This window comes from Maribacter sp. MJ134 (assembly GCF_003970695.1).
In the GTDB taxonomy this organism is placed as follows: Bacteria; Bacteroidota; Bacteroidia; order Flavobacteriales; family Flavobacteriaceae; genus Maribacter.
The window spans coordinates 691,291-712,424 of the sequence record NZ_CP034570.1 but is presented as its reverse complement, the minus strand read 5'-3'; the positions used below and the strand labels follow the sequence as shown (position 1 = coordinate 712,424).

General features: G+C 39.8%; 19 protein-coding genes. 12 read left to right on the top strand and 7 right to left on the bottom strand.

Features of this window, described 5'->3' with window-relative positions:
- The first annotated feature begins 61 nt into the window (after positions 1 to 61).
- A complete protein-coding gene (locus EJ994_RS03015; protein WP_126591136.1) occupies positions 62 to 655 on the top strand; it encodes a methyltransferase domain-containing protein in 594 nt (197 codons plus the stop codon).
- 2 nt (positions 656 to 657) lie between these two features.
- On the opposite strand, the gene EJ994_RS03010 is transcribed toward EJ994_RS03015, so the two are convergent.
- Entirely contained in the window at positions 658 to 1,191 is a 534-nt protein-coding gene (locus tag EJ994_RS03010) for a hypothetical protein (RefSeq protein ID WP_126591135.1), read from the bottom strand.
- A 173-nt stretch (positions 1,192 to 1,364) separates the two neighbouring features.
- Positions 1,365 to 2,051, bottom strand: coding sequence for a hypothetical protein (locus EJ994_RS03005; RefSeq protein WP_126591134.1), 687 nt, complete (start codon positions 2,049 to 2,051; stop codon positions 1,365 to 1,367).
- Between the two features lie 143 nt (positions 2,052 to 2,194).
- Between EJ994_RS03005 and EJ994_RS03000 the strand changes: the two genes are divergently transcribed.
- The 9 genes from EJ994_RS03000 to EJ994_RS02960 all read left to right on the top strand — a co-directional run bounded on the left by EJ994_RS03000 (position 2,195) and on the right by EJ994_RS02960 (position 12,355).
- Complete coding sequence (locus EJ994_RS03000) at positions 2,195 to 5,425, top strand: WD40/YVTN/BNR-like repeat-containing protein (protein ID WP_126591133.1); 3,231 nt, start codon at positions 2,195 to 2,197, stop codon at positions 5,423 to 5,425.
- A gap of 78 nt (positions 5,426 to 5,503) precedes the next feature.
- Complete coding sequence (locus EJ994_RS02995) at positions 5,504 to 7,438, top strand: alpha/beta hydrolase family protein (protein WP_126591132.1); 1,935 nt, start codon at positions 5,504 to 5,506, stop codon at positions 7,436 to 7,438.
- Between the two features lie 86 nt (positions 7,439 to 7,524).
- On the top strand, positions 7,525 to 8,250 hold the full coding sequence (locus EJ994_RS02990) for a DUF2490 domain-containing protein (RefSeq protein WP_126591131.1): 726 nt from the start codon (positions 7,525 to 7,527) through the stop codon (positions 8,248 to 8,250).
- Between the two features lie 3 nt (positions 8,251 to 8,253).
- Positions 8,254 to 9,495 (top strand): bifunctional alpha/beta hydrolase/OsmC family protein, encoded by a 1,242-nt coding sequence (locus EJ994_RS02985; protein WP_126591130.1) that lies wholly within the window; start codon positions 8,254 to 8,256, stop codon positions 9,493 to 9,495.
- A 74-nt stretch (positions 9,496 to 9,569) separates the two neighbouring features.
- Positions 9,570 to 10,064, top strand: coding sequence for a YdeI/OmpD-associated family protein (locus EJ994_RS02980; protein WP_126591129.1), 495 nt, complete (start codon positions 9,570 to 9,572; stop codon positions 10,062 to 10,064).
- A 63-nt stretch (positions 10,065 to 10,127) separates the two neighbouring features.
- The gene (locus tag EJ994_RS02975; RefSeq protein WP_126591128.1) at positions 10,128 to 10,718 is read left to right on the top strand and encodes a superoxide dismutase family protein; all 591 of its coding nucleotides are present in this window, start codon (positions 10,128 to 10,130) and stop codon (positions 10,716 to 10,718) included.
- Between the two features lie 73 nt (positions 10,719 to 10,791).
- Positions 10,792 to 11,325, top strand: coding sequence for an RNA polymerase sigma factor (locus tag EJ994_RS02970; RefSeq protein WP_126591127.1), 534 nt, complete (start codon positions 10,792 to 10,794; stop codon positions 11,323 to 11,325).
- On the top strand, positions 11,326 to 12,126 hold the full coding sequence (locus EJ994_RS02965; RefSeq protein ID WP_126591126.1) for an anti-sigma factor domain-containing protein: 801 nt from the start codon (positions 11,326 to 11,328) through the stop codon (positions 12,124 to 12,126).
- 43 nt (positions 12,127 to 12,169) lie between these two features.
- Positions 12,170 to 12,355: a hypothetical protein gene (locus EJ994_RS02960; RefSeq protein ID WP_099573685.1), complete on the top strand. Its 186-nt coding sequence runs from the start codon at positions 12,170 to 12,172 to the stop codon at positions 12,353 to 12,355.
- A 10-nt stretch (positions 12,356 to 12,365) separates the two neighbouring features.
- Here EJ994_RS02960 and EJ994_RS02955 read toward each other — a convergent pair whose 3' ends face one another.
- Complete coding sequence (locus EJ994_RS02955; protein WP_126591125.1) at positions 12,366 to 13,427, bottom strand: VOC family protein; 1,062 nt, start codon at positions 13,425 to 13,427, stop codon at positions 12,366 to 12,368.
- Positions 13,420 to 14,124 (bottom strand): TIGR04283 family arsenosugar biosynthesis glycosyltransferase, encoded by a 705-nt coding sequence (locus EJ994_RS02950; protein WP_126591124.1) that lies wholly within the window; start codon positions 14,122 to 14,124, stop codon positions 13,420 to 13,422. Before EJ994_RS02950 ends, EJ994_RS02955 begins: the two co-directional genes overlap by 8 nt.
- Positions 14,125 to 14,337: 213 nt before the next feature.
- Between EJ994_RS02950 and EJ994_RS02945 the strand changes: the two genes are divergently transcribed.
- Complete coding sequence (locus EJ994_RS02945; protein WP_126591123.1) at positions 14,338 to 15,120, top strand: DUF547 domain-containing protein; 783 nt, start codon at positions 14,338 to 14,340, stop codon at positions 15,118 to 15,120.
- 6 nt (positions 15,121 to 15,126) lie between these two features.
- Here EJ994_RS02945 and EJ994_RS02940 read toward each other — a convergent pair whose 3' ends face one another.
- Entirely contained in the window at positions 15,127 to 16,224 is a 1,098-nt protein-coding gene (locus EJ994_RS02940) for a BamA/TamA family outer membrane protein (RefSeq protein WP_126591122.1), read from the bottom strand.
- A 62-nt stretch (positions 16,225 to 16,286) separates the two neighbouring features.
- Between EJ994_RS02940 and EJ994_RS02935 the strand changes: the two genes are divergently transcribed.
- Positions 16,287 to 18,584, top strand: coding sequence for an efflux RND transporter permease subunit (locus tag EJ994_RS02935; protein WP_126591121.1), 2,298 nt, complete (start codon positions 16,287 to 16,289; stop codon positions 18,582 to 18,584).
- A 397-nt stretch (positions 18,585 to 18,981) separates the two neighbouring features.
- Here the strand turns inward: EJ994_RS02935 and EJ994_RS02930 are convergent, their stop codons facing one another.
- Both EJ994_RS02930 and EJ994_RS02925 read right to left on the bottom strand, forming a co-directional pair.
- A complete protein-coding gene (locus tag EJ994_RS02930) occupies positions 18,982 to 20,259 on the bottom strand; it encodes a tetratricopeptide repeat protein (RefSeq protein ID WP_126591120.1) in 1,278 nt (425 codons plus the stop codon).
- Positions 20,260 to 20,351: 92 nt separating this feature from the next.
- Positions 20,352 to 21,131: a DUF4331 family protein gene (locus tag EJ994_RS02925; protein ID WP_241240839.1), complete on the bottom strand. Its 780-nt coding sequence runs from the start codon at positions 21,129 to 21,131 to the stop codon at positions 20,352 to 20,354.
- Positions 21,132 to 21,134: the final 3 nt, after the last annotated feature.

The window sequence follows — 21,134 nt, the reverse complement described above, 5'->3', positions numbered from 1 at the left end:
TTGAACTCCCTAACTTTTGAATTATTTTTGGTGCCTCATCTAAATAGGTATTTTTTCCGCCATGGAAAACCAAGAAAAATATTGGACCGCACGTTATCACAATCAAAGTACAGGTTGGGATATTGGCCACCCCTCCACTCCTTTAAAGGCATATATAGACCAATTACAGGACAAGTCCATTAGCATACTAATTCCTGGAGCGGGAAACGCCTACGAAGCGGAATATTTATGGCAAAATGGGTTTCAGAATATCTACGTGATGGACATCTCTCAAATCCCCTTGACCTCGTTCCAGCAAAGAATTCCTGACTTCCCCAAAGAACAATTACTTCAAGAAGATTTTTTTGAGCACAAAGGCCAGTATGATTTAATTCTAGAACAAACCTTTTTCTGCTCTTTTGTACCTACGGACGAGAACAGGCTTGGATATGCAAAACAGATGGCAAACCTTCTAAAGCCCAATGGGAAACTGGTAGGTGTTTGGTTTAATTTTCCTTTGACCGGCGATATGGAGAAACGTCCTTTTGGGGGCGATAAAGCATTGTACCTGAGCTACTTTAGGCCTTATTTAAAGCCACTGACTTTTGAAATCTGTCACAATTCCATTCCGCCAAGGCAGGGAAAAGAACTGTTTGGGATGTTTATGAAGAAGTAATATTATTTTACTTTTGATAGTAGTAATCTTTTAAGACTATCCACTAATTGATAGATCAAAAAGAAAATCAAGCATAATATACTTCCAAACAGTATGGGAATTATAGCTCCAAAAGCAAATGAAGCACCGAGTACCCAACCCAAATAGTATTCAGATTTAAATAACGGGAATACAAATGCTAGTATGAAAATTAGACCCATGATGTAATCCGTAATTTCTATACCATTTAAAAAGGTTATAGATATACTAATTGCAAATAGCAACCCCGCCATAAAACGTAATCCTACAAGTTTGAGTGAATCTCTATTATCAGCTTTATTTAGTCGCGTAGCAATACGGTACAACAGAAAATAAGTAAAAATGGGTAATACGATACCTCCCCACCAATTTGGAATACCTGGCATATCGTCGCTATGCAAAATGTAATGTGTGGGCACGCCACCATGAAAATAATCCCAGCTAATATGCGCCCATACCAATAGGGTTACAGCAACAGTGATGCTAAGACGAAGTCTTTGACTAAGTTGATTATTCATTGGTTTTGATTTGATTGATGTAATCATAAGACGCCCTAGAGACTCTCTTGTTACATATTCAAAAGATAAAGTATAAGAAAACAATGTATTAAAGGCTTTCCAAGATTTCGAAGGCCTATACAAAGCGTTAGGAATGTCTTTAGTTTAAATAAGTAAATTTCTATGGCGTAACCTTACAAACAGGTCTTTATAGAAGTTAACTCCTTCATCGGATTAGTGTTCTGTAGCGGAAGTAAAGTGAAACCGTTTACCTTGACGTTGGTGATTTGAAAAATACCCTCGTTCTGGTTTTGTCCAGCATCAAAGATTAAAAACGCGTTACCATGAATTGTATATATACTCCAATAGCCATTACTGCCTTCACTGTAATTAATAAATTGATAACGGCCATAGGGTTTTTTGGCTTTTTTATCTAAGTAGTACTGCTCTTTGGTAAATTGTCCCTGAATTCCCTGTATTGCATCGCACTGTTGCTCCACTAAGAATTCCTGTAGTTCTTTTTCGCCCATTTCTAGCTTGTGACTTAAATCTAGCTTTTGAAAAGTATAGCGTTTGTTCTTGGCACCTTTTAAAACGAGCATATTTGGACCAATACTTTCGACCTTGAACTTTCCCTTGGTTCCTTGAATTTTGAACTTACTCTTCTTAGGATTGCTGGTTAGTCGGCTTTTATTTCTGGTGTTTATACTACCTATGGAATTCGTATCAAAATCCATTATCGTTTTACCGGGAAGGGCCGTAGAAACGGTGGCCTTTTGCAGTATGGGATTATCGTTGGACAACCAAACGCCACTGGGCGCTTGAGCTTTTACAAAAAAATTGATAATCAACAATATAGATAAGAAAACAAGCTGTCTCATATGGGCTAAAACGAATTATTTATACTTTTGTTGCTATCCTGCTTTGGGGTAGCGATAAATTTATCCCCTGTTAAAAAAACGAATCGCTTCTTAACACCTTGGCTTTTTCCTATATTTAGGCGACTAATTAACCTCTCTAAAGAATGACTAAAAAGCTATTTTTCCTCTCGATGCTTTTCGCATCCCTATTTACTGTTGCACAAGAATTGGACATGAAACTCATGCAAGACCTAAAACCTAGAAATATAGGTCCCGGTGGTATGAGCGGTAGGGTTACGGCTATTGACGTGGTTACCGATAATCCGGATATGATGTACGTAGGAACCGCTTCTGGCGGGTTGTGGAAATCCAATTCGGGTGGTATAACCTGGGAACCTATATTTAATGAAGAGGTTACCGCATCCGTCGGAGCTGTGGCCATACAACAGTCCAATCCTTCCGTACTTTGGGTAGGCACGGGCGAAGGAAACCCTAGAAACAGCCTAAATGGTGGTTATGGCGTATATAAATCGCTAGACGGTGGTAAAACTTGGAAGGCGATGGGCCTTGAAAAAACAAGACACATCCATAGAATAAAAATAGACCCTACGGACCCCAATACCGTTTATGTAGGTGCTATCGGCTCGCCATGGGGCGAACATGCCGAGAGAGGTGTTTACAAAACTACCGACGGTGGCCTAAGCTGGGAGAAGATACTTTTTGTAAACAACAAAACTGGAGTTGCCGATATGGTAATGGACCCCGACAATCCCAATAAACTATTGGTGGCCATGTGGGAGCATAAACGCGACCCTTGGTTTTTTAAATCCGGCGGTACGGGAAGCGGCTTATATATGACCCATGACGGGGGCGAAAACTGGAAAAAACTGAGTGATGAAGACGGACTCCCAAAAGGTGACCTTGGACGTATAGGAATTGCCATTGCTCCCGGTAAAACTAATGTAGTTTATGCCTTGGTTGAAGCTAAAAAGAATGCCCTCTACAAATCCGAGGATGGTGGTTTCAAATGGAAAATGATCAACAATAAGGAGGATATTGGTAACAGACCATTTTATTATTCAGAAATCTATGTAGACCCCGAGAACGAAAATCGTGTATTCTCCGTATTCACTTACGTCAATGTTTCTCAGGACGAAGGAAAAAACTTTACCCAACTAATGCCGGCATACCGAGCGAACAATGGGGTACATCCCGACCATCATGCCTTTTGGATTCATCCGGAAAATGGGCAGTTTATGATGGACGGGAATGACGGAGGACTCAATATTTCAAAGGACGGCGGAAAGTCTTGGCGCTTTATTGGTAATCTGCCCGTAGCGCAATTCTATCATATCAATGTAGATAACGAGTATCCCTATAATGTCTATGGTGGCATGCAGGATAATGGGTCTTGGAGAGGCCCCGCCTATGTTTGGAGGGACCAAGGGATTCGAAATAGCTATTGGCAGGAAATTGCTTTTGGTGATGGTTTTGACGTAGTACCGGATTTGGATGATTCACAATATGGCTATGCCATGAGTCAGCAAGGTTTTGTTGCTCGCTATGATTGGAAAACAGGAAATAATTACATCGTACGCCCTACCCCACCGGATGCGAAAACTAAATTGCGCTTTAATTGGAACGCCGCTATAGGTCAGGACCCGTTCGACAATAGTACTGTCTATTTTGGGAGTCAATTTGTACATAAAAGCACGGACAAGGGCTTAACATGGGAAGTTATCTCTCCTGATTTGACTACCAATGACCCTGAAAAGCAGAAGCAGAGCGAGAGTGGCGGACTTACCATGGATGCCACCGGAGCGGAAAACCATTGTACGCTACTCGTCATTGAGCCGTCACCCTTAGAAAAAGATATGTTATGGACCGCCTCGGACGATGGTCGCGTACATTATACGCAAAACGGAGGAGCCACTTGGGTAGAGGTAACCGCTAATATTAAAGGTTTACCAAAAGGTAGTTGGATAACCCAGATTAAAGCGTCCAACAAGAACAAAGGAGAAGCCTTATTGGTGGCCAATGATTATAGAAGATTTAATTATACGGCTTATGCCTACAGGACTAAGGACTATGGTAAAACTTGGTCTAGAATCGTCGATGATACGGATGTAGAAAGCTATGTGCTGAGTATCGTTGAAGATATCGAAAACAAGAACCTCTTATTTTTAGGAACGGACGATGGTTTATACATTTCCTTGGATGGCGCCACTTCTTGGCAAAAATGGACGGAGGGCTTCCCAACCGTTTCTACTAAAGATCTCGTAATCCATCCACGGGAACATGATTTGGTTATCGGAACTTTTGGCCGTGCGGCATGGGTTTTGGATGATATCAGACCGTTACGAGCGCTCGCCAGCGATAAGAGTATCCTAAATACCGATGCAAAATTGTTCAGTCCACCGACGGCATATCAAGCGGCATACCAACAACCCACTGGTAGTAGATTTGGCGGCGATGCCATGTATAACGCCGAAAATAGGAAGTCGGGCGCAATGATTACCTACTTTTTAAAAGAAGGGAAGAAAGCCATGAAGAAGGAAAAATCGGATGATAAAGATGATGAGGCCAACACAACGGAAACCGATACGGAGAAAAAAGAATTGACAGGTGTTCAAAAAAAGGATTCCATTCAGTTCGATTTTTATGATGGTGATAGACTCATACGAACCCTTAAGTATAAAACTCCGGAAAAGGCAGGTTTTCACCGTATTTACTGGAATATGGACGAAAAAGGACCGGATAGACCTTCTCGAAAAATAGTAAAGAAGAAGAAAGAATCGGGAGGTGTGGACGTAAAACCGGGCACCTACACGATTAAACTACATTTTGGTGACGTAAAGGACGAAACTACAATCACTGTAAAATCGGACCCAAGACTCAATGTGAATACTGCCTCCATTGCCGAGGTCTATAAGACAGGAAAGGAAATTGAGGAAATGACGCAAACAGCTGCCGATGCCGTTACCCAATTGGTAGAAAGCAAGATGGTTGCGGAAAAATATAGTAAGGAACTTAAAGAAATAGACGAGAAAAAGTACAAAGACCAAATTAAAGCTTCTAAGGATATCGTAAAGCAGATTGATTCTGTAGTAGCACTATATATTGGTAAGGTAGATAAACGCCAAGGTATTACCCGAAATCCGGAAATCACCGTAATGCAACGCATCGGAAATGCAAGTTACTATTCCAGTACTCGTAAAAACGGTATTACCAAAACAGAAAGAGATTTAATTACATATGCGAAAAACGAATTGAAAATGGCCTTGAACGAAACCAATTCCTTCTTTAGGAACAAATGGAAGGCGTACAGAGCATCTATTGAAAGCTTGAATGTTTCACCATTCAAAGAGACGGAAACTTTTAGTTTGGATGAATAATAGATTTTATTTCATATAAAGAGGGTAATACGTTAAAAAGACGCCTCGATTTTTTAACCATATTTAAAACAGAACATCATGAAAAAATTAGTTGTCTTAGTGTCAATTATTCTGGTTTGGGCCTGTAAAGAGGAGCCAAAAACACCTTCTATTGCGGACACTATGCAAACCTATACCATTGAACAAATGATGGATAACGAGGCTATAGGCGGTGGAAGTTTTTCTCCGGATAAGTCCAAATTACTCATTTCAAGTAATCGTTCCGGTATTTACAACATGTACACGGTACCAGCTGCAGGTGGACAGATGGAACCATTAACAAAATCTGACAGTACCTCTATTTTCGCTATTTCCTATTTCCCCAATGACGAACGTATTTTATTTCGAATGGACGGGAATGGTGATGAAATCTATCACATCTATCTCAGGGAAACCGATGGCACCCATACAGACCTCACCCCTGAAGAAGGTGCCAGGGCTAATTTTTATGGTTGGGCTAAGGATAAGAAGAGTTTCTTTTTTGCTTCGAACAAAAGGGATGCACGATACACGGATTTATATGAAATGGATTTAGAGAATTTCTCCTCCAAAATGGTATACAAGAACGAGGATGGCTATTTTCTTGGTGGTTTATCGGACGATAAAAAATACCTTCCGTTGATAAAGCCAATCAATACCAATGATGCCGACCTCTATCTTTATAGTATGGACGATAAATCGATGGTGAAAATCAACGATAACCAAAGTGCCAATAGTCCCGAAGACTTTTCCCCGGACGGTACAGCCCTTTATTACACTACGGACGATGGCAGCGAGTTTGCACAGCTCATGAAATACGATATTGCAAGTAAATCAAAAGAAAGAGTTATGACGCGTAGTTGGGATATCTCCGGTTCTTACTTTACAGAAAATGGGACGTATCAGGTTACCTATATCAACGAAGATGCTAAAAATACGATTGAAATAAAGGAGGTGGCTACGGATAAGAACATACCGTTGCCTACCACTGCCGGCATGGATATCAGTAACGTTAGTTTTTCAGATGATGAGACCCTGATGACTTTTTACGCTGGAGGTTCGCACACACCAAGCAACCTTTACGTCTATAATTTGGAGACAAAAGAGCAAACCCAACTGACCGATGTGCTCAATACTGAAATTGAGGCTCAGGATTTGGTGAACGCGGAGGTTATCCGTTACAAATCCTTTGACGGATTAGAAATTCCGGCTATTTATTATAAGCCGCATCAAGCTAACGCAAAAAATAAAGTACCTGCCTTGGTTTGGGTGCATGGCGGTCCAGGAGGTCAGTCCAGACAGCGATTCAGTTCTTTTATCCAATACTTGGTCAATCACGGTTATGCCGTGCTGGCAGTTAACAACAGAGGAAGTAGTGGTTATGGTAAAACCTTTTATCAAATGGATGATTTAAACCACGGTGATAAAGACCTCAAGGATTGCGTGGAAGGTAAAAATTGGTTAGCCTCACAACCCGAAATCGACAGTGAAAAAATTGGAATTATCGGTGGGTCTTATGGCGGTTATATGACCATGGCCGCACTTACTTATACTCCAGAGGAATTTGATGTCGGTGTAAATCTTTTCGGGGTGACCAACTGGATACGTACGCTACGCAGTATACCGTCTTGGTGGGAGGCCCAAAAAGAAGCACTGTATTTAGAACTAGGCGATCCTAATAGTGCAGATTCGGTTCGGTTGCGTGCCATTTCGCCCTTGTTTCATACGGATAAAGTGACCAAACCACTTATTGTATTGCAAGGCTCAAAAGACCCCAGAGTGCTTCAGGTAGAGTCGGATGAAATTGTAGCTGGTGTAAAGAAGAACGGGGTTCCTGTAGAGTATGTACTATTTGACGATGAAGGCCATGGATTTGTAAAAAAAGAAAACCAGATAGAAGCCTACAGTAGGGTACTGGAATTTTTGAATGTGTACTTAAAAGGTGACAAAGGAAAACCAATAGAAGATGCCGAGTTTATAGAAAGTGAGGTGTAATATTTTCTTCAAGTTCTTAAACATTTATTTACTAATTAAAATTGATAAAGCCCTAGAGTAATCAAGTTTACAATTGCCACTATTTTATGAAAAAAATCCTATTAATACTTTTTGCTATTTTTTACGTCTCCTTAAACGCCCAAGAAAACGGAGAGGATAAGCTAGGTTCTTGGCACATGTACTTTGGGACCAATAGAATATCGGAAAAGTTCAGTATTCATACCGAAGCCCAATTACGGTATTACGAGCAGGCCAAAAATTTTAACCAATTGTTATTACGAACCGGCCTCAACTATCATATTAATCCAGATGCCATAGCCACCTTTGGTTATGCGTACATCAACACGGACCCTAATTTTTCTGATAATAGAATCATATTCGGGGATATATTGACCGAGGATTTGCGGTTAAACGAGCATCGTATTTTTCAACAGTTTATTTTAAAGGATAAAGTTTGGGAGGTGCTCTTTGAACACCGTTACAGATTAGAGCAACGATTCATAACTGTTGGTGAAGAAAGCGACCCAGAGTTCGAAAGAAGAACGGATCACCGTGCCAGGTATCGCCTTCAAGTGACCTTACCCCTGACCGATATTTTCTTCCTGAATTTTTACGATGAAATCTTCATTAACCTACAAAGGGAAGCATTTGATCAAAACCGTCTGTATGCCGCTCTTGGCGTTAACGTAACAGAAAACCTGAGCGTACAGGCCGGTTATTTAAAAAATCATTTTAGAACTGCAAATTTTGACCGATTACAGATAGGAGTTTTTTATAATCCCGACTTAAGAGGTGTATTCAAGAAAAAGTAAAAAATGAGTCTTCAAAAAATAACGTTTCAGAATAAAGAAGGGCAGACACTGGTAGGCCGGTTAGAACTACCTGTGGACCAACATCCACATAACTTTGTGATTTTTGCACATTGTTTTACTTGCAATAAAAATCTTTTGGCGGTAAAGAATATCGGAAAAGCGCTGACCTCTAGTGGGTTTTCCGTGCTTCGTTTTGACTTTACCGGATTAGGTGAGAGCGATGGTGATTTTGCAGACACCAACTTTTCCGGAAATGTATCTGACTTAATAGCTGCCGCGGAACACCTTGAAAAAAACTTTAAGGCGCCTACACTTATTATAGGTCATTCTTTGGGAGGTGCCGCAGCCTTGTTCGCCGCTGCAGAAATAAGTTCTGTTAAAGCGGTTGCGACCATTGGCGCACCCTCGAACCCAAAACATGTACAGCATCTTTTTAAAAGCAACTTAACGGAAATAGAAAAAAGTGGAAAGGCCATTGTCAATTTAAGTGGCAGGGATTTCACCATTAAAAAACAGTTTCTGGACGATTTAGAGCATAAATCCTTACCAAACGTAGTTGAAGGGTTACGTAAACCACTGCTCATTCTTCATTCCCCGCAAGATGATACCGTAGGGATTAAAAATGCAGAGGAAATTTATGTAGCTGCTCGCCATCCAAAGAGTTTTGTATCGCTAGACGGTGCTGATCACTTGCTTATGAGAAAGGAAGACTCCCAGTACGTTGGTAAAGTTATCGCTGGTTGGTCCCAACGATATGTGAGCATTCCAAAAAATGATTCCCTGAAAACAAAACATCAAGTTGTAGCCAGTTTAGGTATTGAGGACGGATTTACAACGAATATGAAGGTAGGTAGTCATTTTATGATTGCGGACGAACCTAAGGATTTTGGTGGTAACGATTACGGTCCGTCTCCATATGAGCTTGTATCCGCAGGGTTATCGGCCTGTACGGCCATGACCATCCAGATGTATACCAAACGTAAAGGCTGGAAAGTAGATTTGGTAGAAGTGCATACTTCCTATGCAAAGTCGCACGCTGAAGATTGTGAGAACTGTGAAACCGATAACGCTAAGATAGATACCTTTCATAGGGAAATAACCCTTACTGGAGACCTGGATGAAAAGCAAAAAATACGTATTCTCCAGATTGCGGATAAATGCCCTGTTCATAAAACCCTTCACAGTAAAACACAGGTAATTACTAAATTGGTTGATTCCTTCGGCTACGCTCAGGAAAAGGGTTGATCCCTTCTGCTACGCTCAGGACAAGGGTTGATGGTTGATGGTTGATGGTTGATGGTTGATAAAAAATATAAAAATTGGAACTCTTAAAAAGTAAACCTTTTGAAATATCCATTACGGGGAATTATTATTCCCTGCTTTTACCCGAGGACATTATAGTCCCATTTCTTGAAAGGAATTTAAAAAGAGTAAAAGTCATTGCCTCTTACGAGGGAAAAGAACTGTCTTTTCATGCCGCCATTCAAAAAAGAAATGGAAATCACTATATGATGTTCGGTAAGCGGTATCAAAAAGAGCTGGGTATCTTTCCCAATGACTACTTTCAAATTCAATTCTTTGAAGACACTTCAAGATATGGCGTAGAGATGCCAGAAGAGTTCGACGCCGTCTTACTGAGCGATTATGAAGCGTTTAAAATTTTTGAAGCGCTGACGGATGGTAAAAAACGAGGTATTATCTATGCTATAGCACGCTATAAAAACCCACAAACCAAAATAGATAAGGCACTCTTGGTATGTGAAAACCTGAAAAGAGGCATCAGGGACAATCGATTAATGTTAAAATCATTTTGATTTGCGTCAATATACCGTTTATAATTTCTTAATTTTAGAGAGTAAATATAAAAACACTAGAAAATGAAAATAATATTCAAGTTACCGTTAGCAGCCATGTCGCTATTAGCGGTCGTAAGTTGTAAAGAGGTAAAAAAAGAAGCTAACGATGCGGCCGATGAAATGGAAGAAGCCGTTGAGGAGGTAAAACAAGAGGTAATGGCTCAGAGCATCAAATTTATGATGGAACCCAAGAGCGATAGTGATGTAAAGGGTGAGGTTACCTTTACCGAAGAAAACGGTACGGTAAAAATGATGGCCAATTTAAGTGGTCTGACCGAAGGTGAGCATGCCATACATATTCATCAAACAGCAGATTGTTCTTCCGCGGACGGAAAATCAACAGGCGGACACTGGAACCCTACTAACGAACCTCATGGGAAATGGGGTGCTGAAGAAGGATATCACAAAGGAGATATCGGAAATTTTGTTGCTGATGCGGCCGGTAACGCGGTAAAAGAGTTTGAAACGGATCAATGGTGTATTGGATGTGAGGACGAGAATAAAAATATTGTTGGTAAAGCGGTTATCGTGCATCAAGGAATCGATGATTTCACGTCACAACCTAGTGGTGCTGCCGGGGCCAGGGTAAGTTGTACAGGAATAATTCAATAATTACAGTACTTTTTAAAAAACGCTGCTTCACAGAGCAGCTTTTTTATTTATTCTCTCTTAGATAGCGAAAAATATGCAGTTAGATGCTTTAGTAGAACGTTTTAAGAACAAGGACGCCTCCGCCTTTGAAGTTCTCTATGGCATGTATTCAGATAACATCTGTGGTGTTATTGAAACCATTGTGCGTAACGAAGGTAGGTCGCAGGAAATTTGCCAAGATGTATTCGTGAAAATTTGGAATAATGCCGAAAGCTACAATTCTTCCAAAGGGCGCTTCTTTACTTGGATACTGAACATTGCCAGAAATGCCGCTATCGATGAAGTACGCAGTAGGTCGTATAAAAATCAAAAAAAGAACCTTTCCGCAGATTACCTCGTAGGTATTTTAGCCCACAAAGAAGATACAGAGGATGGTATAGACACCTCCGGTATCAGAAAAATGGTAAAAAATCTTAAAGAAAAATGTGTTCAAATAATAGAACTCCTATATTTTAGAGGGTATACTCAGAAAGAAGCAGCCGAGGAATTAGAAATACCAGTGGGAACGGTTAAAACAAGAAATAGAAGTTGTATTTCCCAATTGCGGGAAACTATGGATGTCAAGTAAATGGATGTAGAAAAGTACATAGCATCAGGAATACTGGAACTTTATGTTGCAGGGGTACTTTCAGAAAAAGAAAATCTGGAAATAAGCGCCTATGCCCAGGAGTATCCTGCCATTGAGGCTGAAATTGAAGCCATAGAGACGGCAATACTACAACTCACTAAAGAAGCCACCACCGTAAGGGCAAATCCATTTGAAAGGATAGCGGATTATTTAGGTCTTTACAAGACCAAAACAAAGGTTATACCGATAGAAAAATCCAGTACTGTCTGGGCACAGTATCTTGGTTGGGCAGCCTCTATTCTTCTGGCTATAGGACTCTTTTGGACCTATAATCAGAATGAAAAATTAAAATCTGAACTAGAGGTCGTTGAACAACAGAACCTAATGTTAGAAGAGCAAATAGCTAATGCCGGTACTTCCTTAGAAAAGACAAAAGAATTATTAACCACCCTGAGAGACAAGGATATTTCCGTTATTCCTCTAGGAGGCCAAGCAGTGTCCCCCACATCCTATGCCAAAGCTTATTGGAACAAAAAAGAACAGAAAGTGTTTATCGACGCACAAGGTTTACCCGAACCCCCAGATGGTTTCGTTTATCAAGTCTGGTCGCTAAAACTATCTCCTCTAACTCCCACTAACATGGGGCTTCTAGAGAATTTTGATGCTGATGAAAACAAGGTTTTTACACTAGAAAATCCTAACGATTCCGAAGCGTTTGGAATTACGTTGGAACCGGCAGGCGGTAGCCAGTCGCCCACATTGGAACAGTTGTATACATTAGGTGCGGTATCCGCTTCCTAATAATAATTTTTTTCCCGAACAGAAATTTTCTTATTTTTCCGCCATGGATTTAAAGAAACTTTTTGGAACCGTATTAACCCTTTTGGGTATCGGAGGTCTTGTGTATGCAGCAATTTTATTTGGTAATAGTACCGGAACCACCAAAGCCTTGATTGTTTACGGCGTATTAGGAGCTATTTTTTTCTTTTCAGGTATTGGCCTTATCCGTACCACAAAGTCTCAAGAATAATAAAGAACTTTTAGAGATTCTTGGCGATTCGATGAAAACGAAGCGTCTTAACCAACCATTTTGGCAAAGGTTTGTTAGATTTCCTATTTTTCAAACTTAGGTACAGTCCCAATTTCTTAATAATAGGAACTTTATGGGTTTCCACGAGTTCAATTAACGTTCCATCGGGGTCTTCTACATAGCTGAAGTGTCCTGCGGCATCTCCCATATCAAAGCTCTGCGCACTATCAACGGTAAAAGGATTGTTCATAGCCATGGCCTTCTTCCTTAAGCTGTCCATACCTTGAACATCAAAACAGATATGGATATAACCTAAATCTCCCCAAAGTCTATTTTTGTAGATTTTTTCGGGTTGCCGGTCCAAGGCCTGCACCAGTTCTATCTGAGTTGGTCCGAGTAATTCTGCAAAGCCCCCGATCTCTTTTCTGGAATGTCGCATAACCACCTTTCTAAACCGTTCTTTAATAGTATTCGCGGTATTAGCAGAAAGCACAATCTCTTCGTCGCACACGACATCCGTATAGCCCAAGAAATTCTTATAGAAAAGAGTGGAAGTATCCATATCAGAAACTCCGATTACGGCACCCAGAACTCCTCCAACGCCTGTTTTGCTGCTTCCAAATGCATAGGAATCCTGAACCATCTGCACCCTATTGTTCCACGGGTCGTTAAAGTAAAAGTGTAACTCCCCGTAACTTGATTTTGTGATATTGGTTATACCAGAAAGTTTCAAATCGGAAATTTGTAAATGACTTTTCTTAATATCGACCGTTCTTACCTTCATCGCGTTGATGCCTAAATCTCCCCATAAAATCTCATGCTCCGGCCCTTGCGCTACCCGGTCTTTAAACTGCCAAATTTCCAGTCCTCCGCCACCAAGCATATTTAAGGACAGATATGCATCTCTTCTTTGGGGTTCGCCTAAAGTATATTTGGTCATTAAGGAGGCCGTAGCCTCATCTTTGAACAACAAAATATCAAATCCTAAGTGTTCTCGGTACCAGTTAAATACCGCTTTGGTATCGTGGACACCAATTCCTATTTGTTGAATACCGTTTATGCCTTCATCCATTATACGGGGTGCGGAGTAGTTTATCGTGAAGGAACCTAAGCTTCTGGCTAGGATATCCCAATTTAAAAAGCATGACCAAAAGTAAATTAGAGAGGTTTACCCTGAGGTAAGAATTACTTTCATATTTACGGGCAGATACAACAAGGTCATTTTTGATAATAGTATATGGAATCTTATTTTTTTTCATGCGCTTGAAAAACTCAAAATCTTCCATGAGTACTTGTTTCGCATCAAATCCACCAAGTTTCGAAAAAACTGATTTTCGAATAAAAAGGCATTGGTCACCACCACCCGTGAACAAACCGTCCTTAGCGGTGAAAAATGCGTTGATTCCAAGCCAAAAATTATCCTTATCAAACTTGTAGGAAAAGAATCCCGCATCAAACCCCGTAGCAAGAGCACTTTCTATATTACTTAGAAAGTCCTTTGGAGGTCTTACATCGGCATGTAAAAAAGCTACTATCTCTCCCTTGGCATGCTCGGCTCCCTCGTTCATCTGACAGGCTCTTCCCTTCTTCTCACATTTTACCAAACGAACAGATGTTCCGTTCGCAATCTTGGCTATGTCCTCACAACAATCTGGGGACTGGGCGATAATAATTTCATAGGAACCTGAATTATCCATATCTCCAAGGTATGTCACCAATTGTATAAGGTTGGATTTTTCTTTGTGTGCAGGTATTATTATACTAATCATAAAATACTATCTCGGGGAAACTGTCCATTGGAACGGTTTAAGATAAAAGGTTTGCATAAAATTCATTTCAATCTACGTAATAAGAATGAAAAGGGTTCTAAATTTCCAATTAAAAAAGCCATAATTTAGAATGAAAGGTTTGCATGTTTTTTCGACTCATTTTCAAAACCTGTAACACTATCTTTACGTAAGTGAAAATATATTAAGTAAATCATGAAGAACTCCTATTTTGTTTTTTCTCTTTTAGCTATCATGCTCGTTGCCTGCAAAAACAATGTCACTGCTCAAAGTGCAGCTAACATTGATTACAATGAATTATCTGAAAAATTCCTAGCACAAGCTTTGAACGGTGAAGATACTAAAGAAATACGCGGTGTATTCGCAAATTCTACTCTTAAGGACCTAGAACTAGCCTTAGACAACGACAAAAAAAAATTGGCTTTTTGGGTAAATGTTTATAATGCCTACATTTTAGACATACTCAAGGACAATCCTAAACTTTATGAAGATAGGGGTAGTTTTTTCAAGAATGAACAAATACCCATTGCTGGTGATACGATATCATTTGCTAAAATTGAACATGGCATCATTAGAAAATCGCAATGGGAGTATGGTCTTGGACGCATTAGAAAATGGTTTCCGAATAAGTTGGAACGCAAACTCAGAGTGGACAAGAGGGATTACCGAATACATTTTGCGCTTAACTGTGGTGCCAAGGATTGCCCTCCGGTGGCTATTTACGAATGGGAAAGACTTGATGAACAGTTTGATAAGGGTACCGAAAAATACCTATCTGGTTCCACCATCTACGATGCTTCTAAAAAAGAGGTGGCAGTGACATCCTTATTCAGTTGGTTTAGAGGGGATTTTGGTGGCAAAAGTGGTGTTAAGAAAATACTTAAGAATCTGAACCTTATTCCAACCACCAAGGATATTGATATTGCCTATAAAAATTACGACTGGACTCTGGATTTGGACAACTATATTGAGTTATAGTTGAAGTTAAAATGCTTCGTTAATCGTAAAATAAAATTGTCCGCCCTCGGATGAAATCCCATAATCCACTCGGATACGTGTACCTTCTTTTTTATTCACGATATACCGCAAACCAGTACCTACGGCATTTCTGAATCCAGAAGAGAAAGTATCTCCCAAAGTTGGAGAAACGGTTCCTGTTGAGCCAAAAAGCACCCCTCCGAACCTACCGGAAATAGGAAACCGATACTCTACTACTGCGCTGAGTTCTGCGTTATCTTGAAAGCGTCTGGCATTATGCCCTCTTGTACGTCTAGTTCCTAAAGAATTTAAATCAAGGAAAGGTGCATTCTCACTTCTTGTACCAAGAAATACATTACTGGCTAAAATATGGTTCCCTTTTAATTGTTTATAATAACTAGCGTTAATTTCCAATTTACTGTAGGCAAAAGAAGAGCCCAGAAATTTCATGGCAGTGAAAGCACTGGTTTGAAGAAAAAAGCCTTTCGTAGGAAAAAATATATTATCTCTGGTATCATAAAAGGCCACTAGGCCAAGATTGGATACCGTACCTCCATCTTTTCCAATTTCGTTAGAATTATCCAGTAATCCATCAGGTTCTAAATTAATTACGTTGTAACCGTCAAACTCGTAACCCATACCGATGGAAATACCGGGGAAGACTTCTCGCAACGCCGAAAAACGTAGTCTGGGGAAATCTGCATCGTAGGTTTCTAAATCTTCTTCCTGTGAGTTAACGCCCCTACCATAATAGTTGTAGAAGTATTGGTAGTATCCTAATTCCCCTATAAAACGCCACTTTTCATTATCCGAATAAATTTCAAAGGGCATAAAGAACAACAACTGCTTTTTACTTGTAAAAGTTAGGCCCAACTGCACCGAACTTGGTCTGGATTCTTTAGGCTCTCCTTTCAACCGAAAAGTGGAAAGTCCCAGGCCACCAAAACCAAGCCCTGTTTCTGGAAGAAAAAATAAGACCGGAAGTGCCGTTAATTGAAAGTTTTTAGTGCTGTCTCTGACCTTTTTGGTCCGCTTTTGAGCTATTGCTGATAACGGGTACATCAAAGCACAAATTAATACCAAAGCCAAGTAATTCTTTTTCATCGTTACAATTTACCAACTTCCTCTCGCTTGAGCCGTCTTTTTTTGGAGAAAACTGTTCTAGTTTGATTAATTTCGCAGAGGATTCAGAACAAAGACCCCATTCGTATTACATGAACAGTTTTTCTATTTTAAAAAAAATATTCATAGTTCTGTTCATAGGCCTGGGCATACTGTCTGCCTCCGTTCTGGAAAATTTGAAATTCTCTTTCGATTTTAGCCAGTTTTTTCCAGAAGAGGACCCCGATTTGGAATTTTATCAAGACTATGTTGCAGAATTTGGAACGGATGACAACTTTTTATTGGTCGCCGTTAAAAGTGATAGCACCGTTTTTGAACAGGGATTTCTAAATAGATTCCATCAGTTTTCCGAGGAAAGTAAAACTTTTGATTTTGTTACCGAGAGCTCGTCTATAACAACACTTTCTTATCCATTAAAAACCTCATTTGGTTACACCACTCTCCCTATAATTCATAAGGACGATAAAAATCAATATGCAAAAGATTGGTTAAAAATACAGGAAGATGAATTGTTCGTGAATGCACTTATAGACGAGAAAGGAACTTCTTTAGTCGTGGCATTACAAACCATTGATAATCTAGACTATGAGAAGTCTGAAATATTACTAAACCAGTTACGTAACGCGCTTAAGGCCAACGAACTAAACGATTACCATATTCTAGGCAGGGCTTTTTTTTATGAAGCCATTGTAGAGATGCAGAAGAGTGAAGTCCTTAAAACGACCCTTGTTGCCAGTATTCTGGTTTTTATCATACTATTATTGGTCTACAGAAGTATTCCTGTGGTATTCATTTCGGTATTATCCATTGGACTTTCGCTTTTACTTTTTCTTGGCTTGTTGTCTGTTATGGGAAAAGAATTAAACGCCATGGCGGCCTTCTATCCGGTATTGATGCTCATTGTGGGTACTTCCGACGTGATTCATATCACGGATAGCTTTATTAGAAAAATACAGAACGGACTCCATAAATATACCGCTATAGCTTCCTCACTAAAGGAAGTAGGGCTCACCACCTTACTGACCTCGCTTACCACTGCCATTGGTTTTATTACCTTGCTATCTTCGAGGCTGGTAAGTATCCAAGATTTTGGGATTAATGCGGCCATGGGTGTTATAGTGGCCTATTTAACGGTGATTTTTTTTACAGGTTCCCTTTTAATAAGTATCCCCGAAAAGGTACTCATTGGTCAAAAAAGTATTTCCAAGAAATGGGTGAATTATCTACTTCGGATTAATGTGTTTACGAGAAACCATCCAAAAGCCATACTCTATGGAACACTAGTTTTTACGTTGTTGTGTATCATTGGTATCAATCATATCAGCACAAATTATGAGTTTAAGCAAACGCTACCCAACGAGAGCAAAATAGCGGCGGATTTTAACTTTTTTCAAGAAAACTATGCAGGGTTTAGACCCTTGGAAATTGCGGTTATGTCAGAGGGTAGCGCTAAGGTCACGGATTTTTCCGTTGCGCAAGAAATAGAGAAGCTCACGACCTACCTAAAAGAGATAAAGAGCATTGGTAATTTGCAGTCTGCCAACCTACCTTACAAAATTATCAATAAGGCACATCATTTAAATAAATCGGAATATTTTGCACTTCCAGAGAACGAAATTCTTTTTGAGCGCTATAAAAAAGACGCAAAAAAGCTAGCTCGTAAACAACTAGCCCGCTTTGTAAATCCTACGGAGCAAATAGCGAGAATCAATGGAAAACTACAAGACGTAGGCACGGATAGTCTTATGGTGATTTATAAGCAGATAGATGATTTTGCCGCAAGAGAACTAAATCCAAACTTGGTGAAGGTGAAGGTTACGGGGAAAAGTATGTTGTTGGATAAAAATTCAGAATATATCCGCACAAGTTTGTTAGAGGGATTATTATATGGGTTACTTGTCATAGGCGTTATTATGGTCCTTGTTTTCAGAAACTTTAAAATGTTTCTTATATCCTTGGTTCCTAATTTACTGCCTATTGTATTTGCCGGTAGTATTCTAGGTTTCTTGGGAATTCCTTTAGAGGCATCTTTATCCGTAGTCTTCGCTATCGTTTTTGGTATTGCCGTGGACGATACCATTCATTTTCTCGGAAAGTATAAACTGGGAATAGCCCAAGGACTATCACAGGAAAAAGCACTTGAAAAAACTTTTGTGCAAACCGGTAGAGCCTTGGTGATAACGACCATTATACTCTTTTTTGGTTTTCTGGTTATGCTTTTCTCCATTCATCAACCCAGTATAACCATAGGACTCATCATAAGTGTAACCTTGGTAACCGCCCTTGTATTGGACCTTTTACTACTACCCGTATTAATAAGAAAATTGTTAAAGACTAAATAATACTGTTTTTTCTATTCAGTGTTTTTTGAAGTGCGCGGTACGCAATTATGCTTTTGCCTACCATTACAGCCATTGCTAATATCCATAAAGAAAAAAGAAGATATTCCATAACATTATAATTTTAAGCGGTCTACTTTGGTTAAATTCAATTCTTATTTTAAGTGGCTTGGGGCTTCCTTAAAAAATCCAAAATATGCATTTGGTCGATAAATATATGCATTTCATCCATACTAGTCTTAAAGAAAGCTTAATTTTCGATGAAATGCATCATTTAAAAACGCCACGGTCTAAAGACCGTGGCGCTTTCCAAAAAAACAATCCAACCTAAAAACTATCCAGTTGTAAATCCCGAACACCGCAGAAGGGCAATTCTTTGATCTTCGGGAGGGGCAAAAAACTACAAATTCTGGATGTTTTTTTCCATAGTGGGGCCAAGCTCATAAATAGCGCCTAGCAACTCTCCCTTAAGTTCTTTTACTTTCTCCGTAGCTCCATTTGCTTTGTAAATTTCAGCTGCATGGTAGAGTAAGGCAGGTTCAAAGGTTTTACCAAAAACCTCGTCATCAATTATTTTCATTGCCGCATCTTTCTTTCCCATTTTGAGATTGGTATAGGCCAATAAACTAAATGATTCTGGTGTAGGTCTGTTTGCGACCTCTTTTTGTGCTAGCTCCAAGGCTTTTTCGTATTGCGCTGTTTCTTCCAAATAAAGACCAATGTTGTAGGCATTATACATTTCTCCATAGGCGTCATTTTGAACACTATAAAAATAGCGGTCTAAATTTGTCATACGGTTTAAGTCATCATTGGTGTAATCTGCAATTTCCGCTTTCAGCAGGAAGTAATCAGGAGCACTATACGTCTTGGTTATTGAATCTAATATACGCATAGCCTCGTCAGGATTTCTATCGTGGGAAAAGGCAATCCAAGCTATTCCCTTTTTCGCATACGCATTATTCGCATCCAAGGCCAATGCCTTCAGATAATGTTGGTAGGAGTCCTGTATTCTGCCCGCATGACCATAGTAATCGGCGATATTTGTAAAGCTCCAGAGCAATAATTCTTTATTCTTGGAAGCCACTGCCTTTTCTTTTGCCTTTTCCATAAAGGCAATTGTGGTATCCAAATCTCCTTTGTAATCATTCCATTTGGCTACTCTAATGAGATAACCGAAATCTGACATGTTTTTTATGCGCCCCAGGTATTCCTCCGCTACCTCATAATTTCCTAATTCCATATGGATATCAAAGAGAAGGCTATGGGAGTCCTTTAGACCACCGCCTAATTCCTTTGCCTGCTGTGCCATTTCCAGTGCTTCCCTGAATCTATGTTGGGAGATATAATTTCTTGCCAAAGCCCTTAAATAACCCTCTTTACCGATTGCTGCAATATCAACGGCTCTTTGTAAACTTCGTTCCGACTTTTTTAAGAAGCTAATATCACCGGTTTCTTTAAAGTATCTATTGTACTCACCACCGACTATTCCGAAACTAGTAAGTTGCATGCTGTCCGAACGTATCTTTTTATTCCATAGCTCAAAATACTTTGAGGTAGTATCCGTAGGATTTGTAATTAAATATTTATCGTAGTCATTAGACTGTGCTATATCGTTTTTATTTTTGGTATTGCACGAAAGCAATAGAAAACCAAATAGCATATAAATTATAGGTTTCATTTTTTCGTTTTTATTGTTTTTTTGGATGTACTCTTTACTCGTAATAAAAGGGAGGGCTTTGACCACCCTCCCTCAACTCCTTTTTCATAGTCTTATTCAGGAGCTCCCAAATATGGGAATGTTGTAGTTATATCAGCGGTAAGCCCAACACCGTCTGAAGTTAATCTAGGTAAATCCTGAACACCGTCCATATCCGTATCTTGTCCGCTGAACCTATCTCCTTCCATTCCTCCAAATAATAGAATCAATGAAATATCGATAACATCATCTTGTGGAGTTCTACCTGTAAGAGCTACCTCATCTCCGTCTGGAACAAGAATTCTCCCATCCATATCAGCATCCGTTCCAGGATTAAAGTATGTGGTAGGTAAATTAGGTGCTACTTCTAGAACATCGGCAGCTAAATAGCCGGTAAGCGTAGCGGCATCCAAACCAAGAATATTATTCTCATAATTTACATCGGCAGGGTCTGCTCCTAACAAACCGGCATATACATCATGATACGCTTCTAATCTCGCTTCAAAGTCAGCTTGAAATATAGCTCCCATCTCCGACGGAATAGCTAAGTTATGGGCATCCTTAATAGTACCGTCTGCACTAAGAACCGTATTGATTCCTGGTCTTCCCATAAAATCTACCTGAACAAATGTTCCAGAAAAATCCGGCATCGTTTCCATTGGCGGCGTAACACCATCCTCACATGGCTGACAGGTGGTTCCGCCACAATCTACACCGGTTTCATCACCGTTCATTATGCCGTCCGTACAAGTAGGTTCGTTCATAGCTACTTGGTCATCATCATTATTACAAGACGCTAAAACCGCCACTGCGCAACATGATAAGAATATGTATTTTATTGTATCTAATTTCATCTT

What these genes read in the sequence shown, in the direction of transcription:
- EJ994_RS03015 (WP_126591136.1), top strand. Translation starts at nt 62, where the DNA reads ATGGAAAACCAAGAAAAATATTGGACCGCACGTTATCACAATCAAAGT.
- EJ994_RS03010 (WP_126591135.1), bottom strand. Translation starts at nt 1,191, where the DNA reads ATGAATAATCAACTTAGTCAAAGACTTCGTCTTAGCATCACTGTTGCT.
- EJ994_RS03005 (WP_126591134.1), bottom strand. Translation starts at nt 2,051, where the DNA reads ATGAGACAGCTTGTTTTCTTATCTATATTGTTGATTATCAATTTTTTT.
- EJ994_RS03000 (WP_126591133.1), top strand. Translation starts at nt 2,195, where the DNA reads ATGACTAAAAAGCTATTTTTCCTCTCGATGCTTTTCGCATCCCTATTT.
- EJ994_RS02995 (WP_126591132.1), top strand. Translation starts at nt 5,504, where the DNA reads ATGAAAAAATTAGTTGTCTTAGTGTCAATTATTCTGGTTTGGGCCTGT.
- EJ994_RS02990 (WP_126591131.1), top strand. Translation starts at nt 7,525, where the DNA reads ATGAAAAAAATCCTATTAATACTTTTTGCTATTTTTTACGTCTCCTTA.
- EJ994_RS02985 (WP_126591130.1), top strand. Translation starts at nt 8,254, where the DNA reads ATGAGTCTTCAAAAAATAACGTTTCAGAATAAAGAAGGGCAGACACTG.
- EJ994_RS02975 (WP_126591128.1), top strand. Translation starts at nt 10,128, where the DNA reads ATGAAAATAATATTCAAGTTACCGTTAGCAGCCATGTCGCTATTAGCG.
- EJ994_RS02970 (WP_126591127.1), top strand. Translation starts at nt 10,792, where the DNA reads ATGCAGTTAGATGCTTTAGTAGAACGTTTTAAGAACAAGGACGCCTCC.
- EJ994_RS02965 (WP_126591126.1), top strand. Translation starts at nt 11,326, where the DNA reads ATGGATGTAGAAAAGTACATAGCATCAGGAATACTGGAACTTTATGTT.
- EJ994_RS02960 (WP_099573685.1), top strand. Translation starts at nt 12,170, where the DNA reads ATGGATTTAAAGAAACTTTTTGGAACCGTATTAACCCTTTTGGGTATC.
- EJ994_RS02955 (WP_126591125.1), bottom strand. Translation starts at nt 13,427, where the DNA reads ATGGATGAAGGCATAAACGGTATTCAACAAATAGGAATTGGTGTCCAC.
- EJ994_RS02950 (WP_126591124.1), bottom strand. Translation starts at nt 14,124, where the DNA reads ATGATTAGTATAATAATACCTGCACACAAAGAAAAATCCAACCTTATA.
- EJ994_RS02945 (WP_126591123.1), top strand. Translation starts at nt 14,338, where the DNA reads ATGAAGAACTCCTATTTTGTTTTTTCTCTTTTAGCTATCATGCTCGTT.
- EJ994_RS02940 (WP_126591122.1), bottom strand. Translation starts at nt 16,224, where the DNA reads ATGAAAAAGAATTACTTGGCTTTGGTATTAATTTGTGCTTTGATGTAC.
- EJ994_RS02930 (WP_126591120.1), bottom strand. Translation starts at nt 20,259, where the DNA reads ATGAAACCTATAATTTATATGCTATTTGGTTTTCTATTGCTTTCGTGC.
- EJ994_RS02925 (WP_241240839.1), bottom strand. Translation starts at nt 21,131, where the DNA reads ATGAAATTAGATACAATAAAATACATATTCTTATCATGTTGCGCAGTG.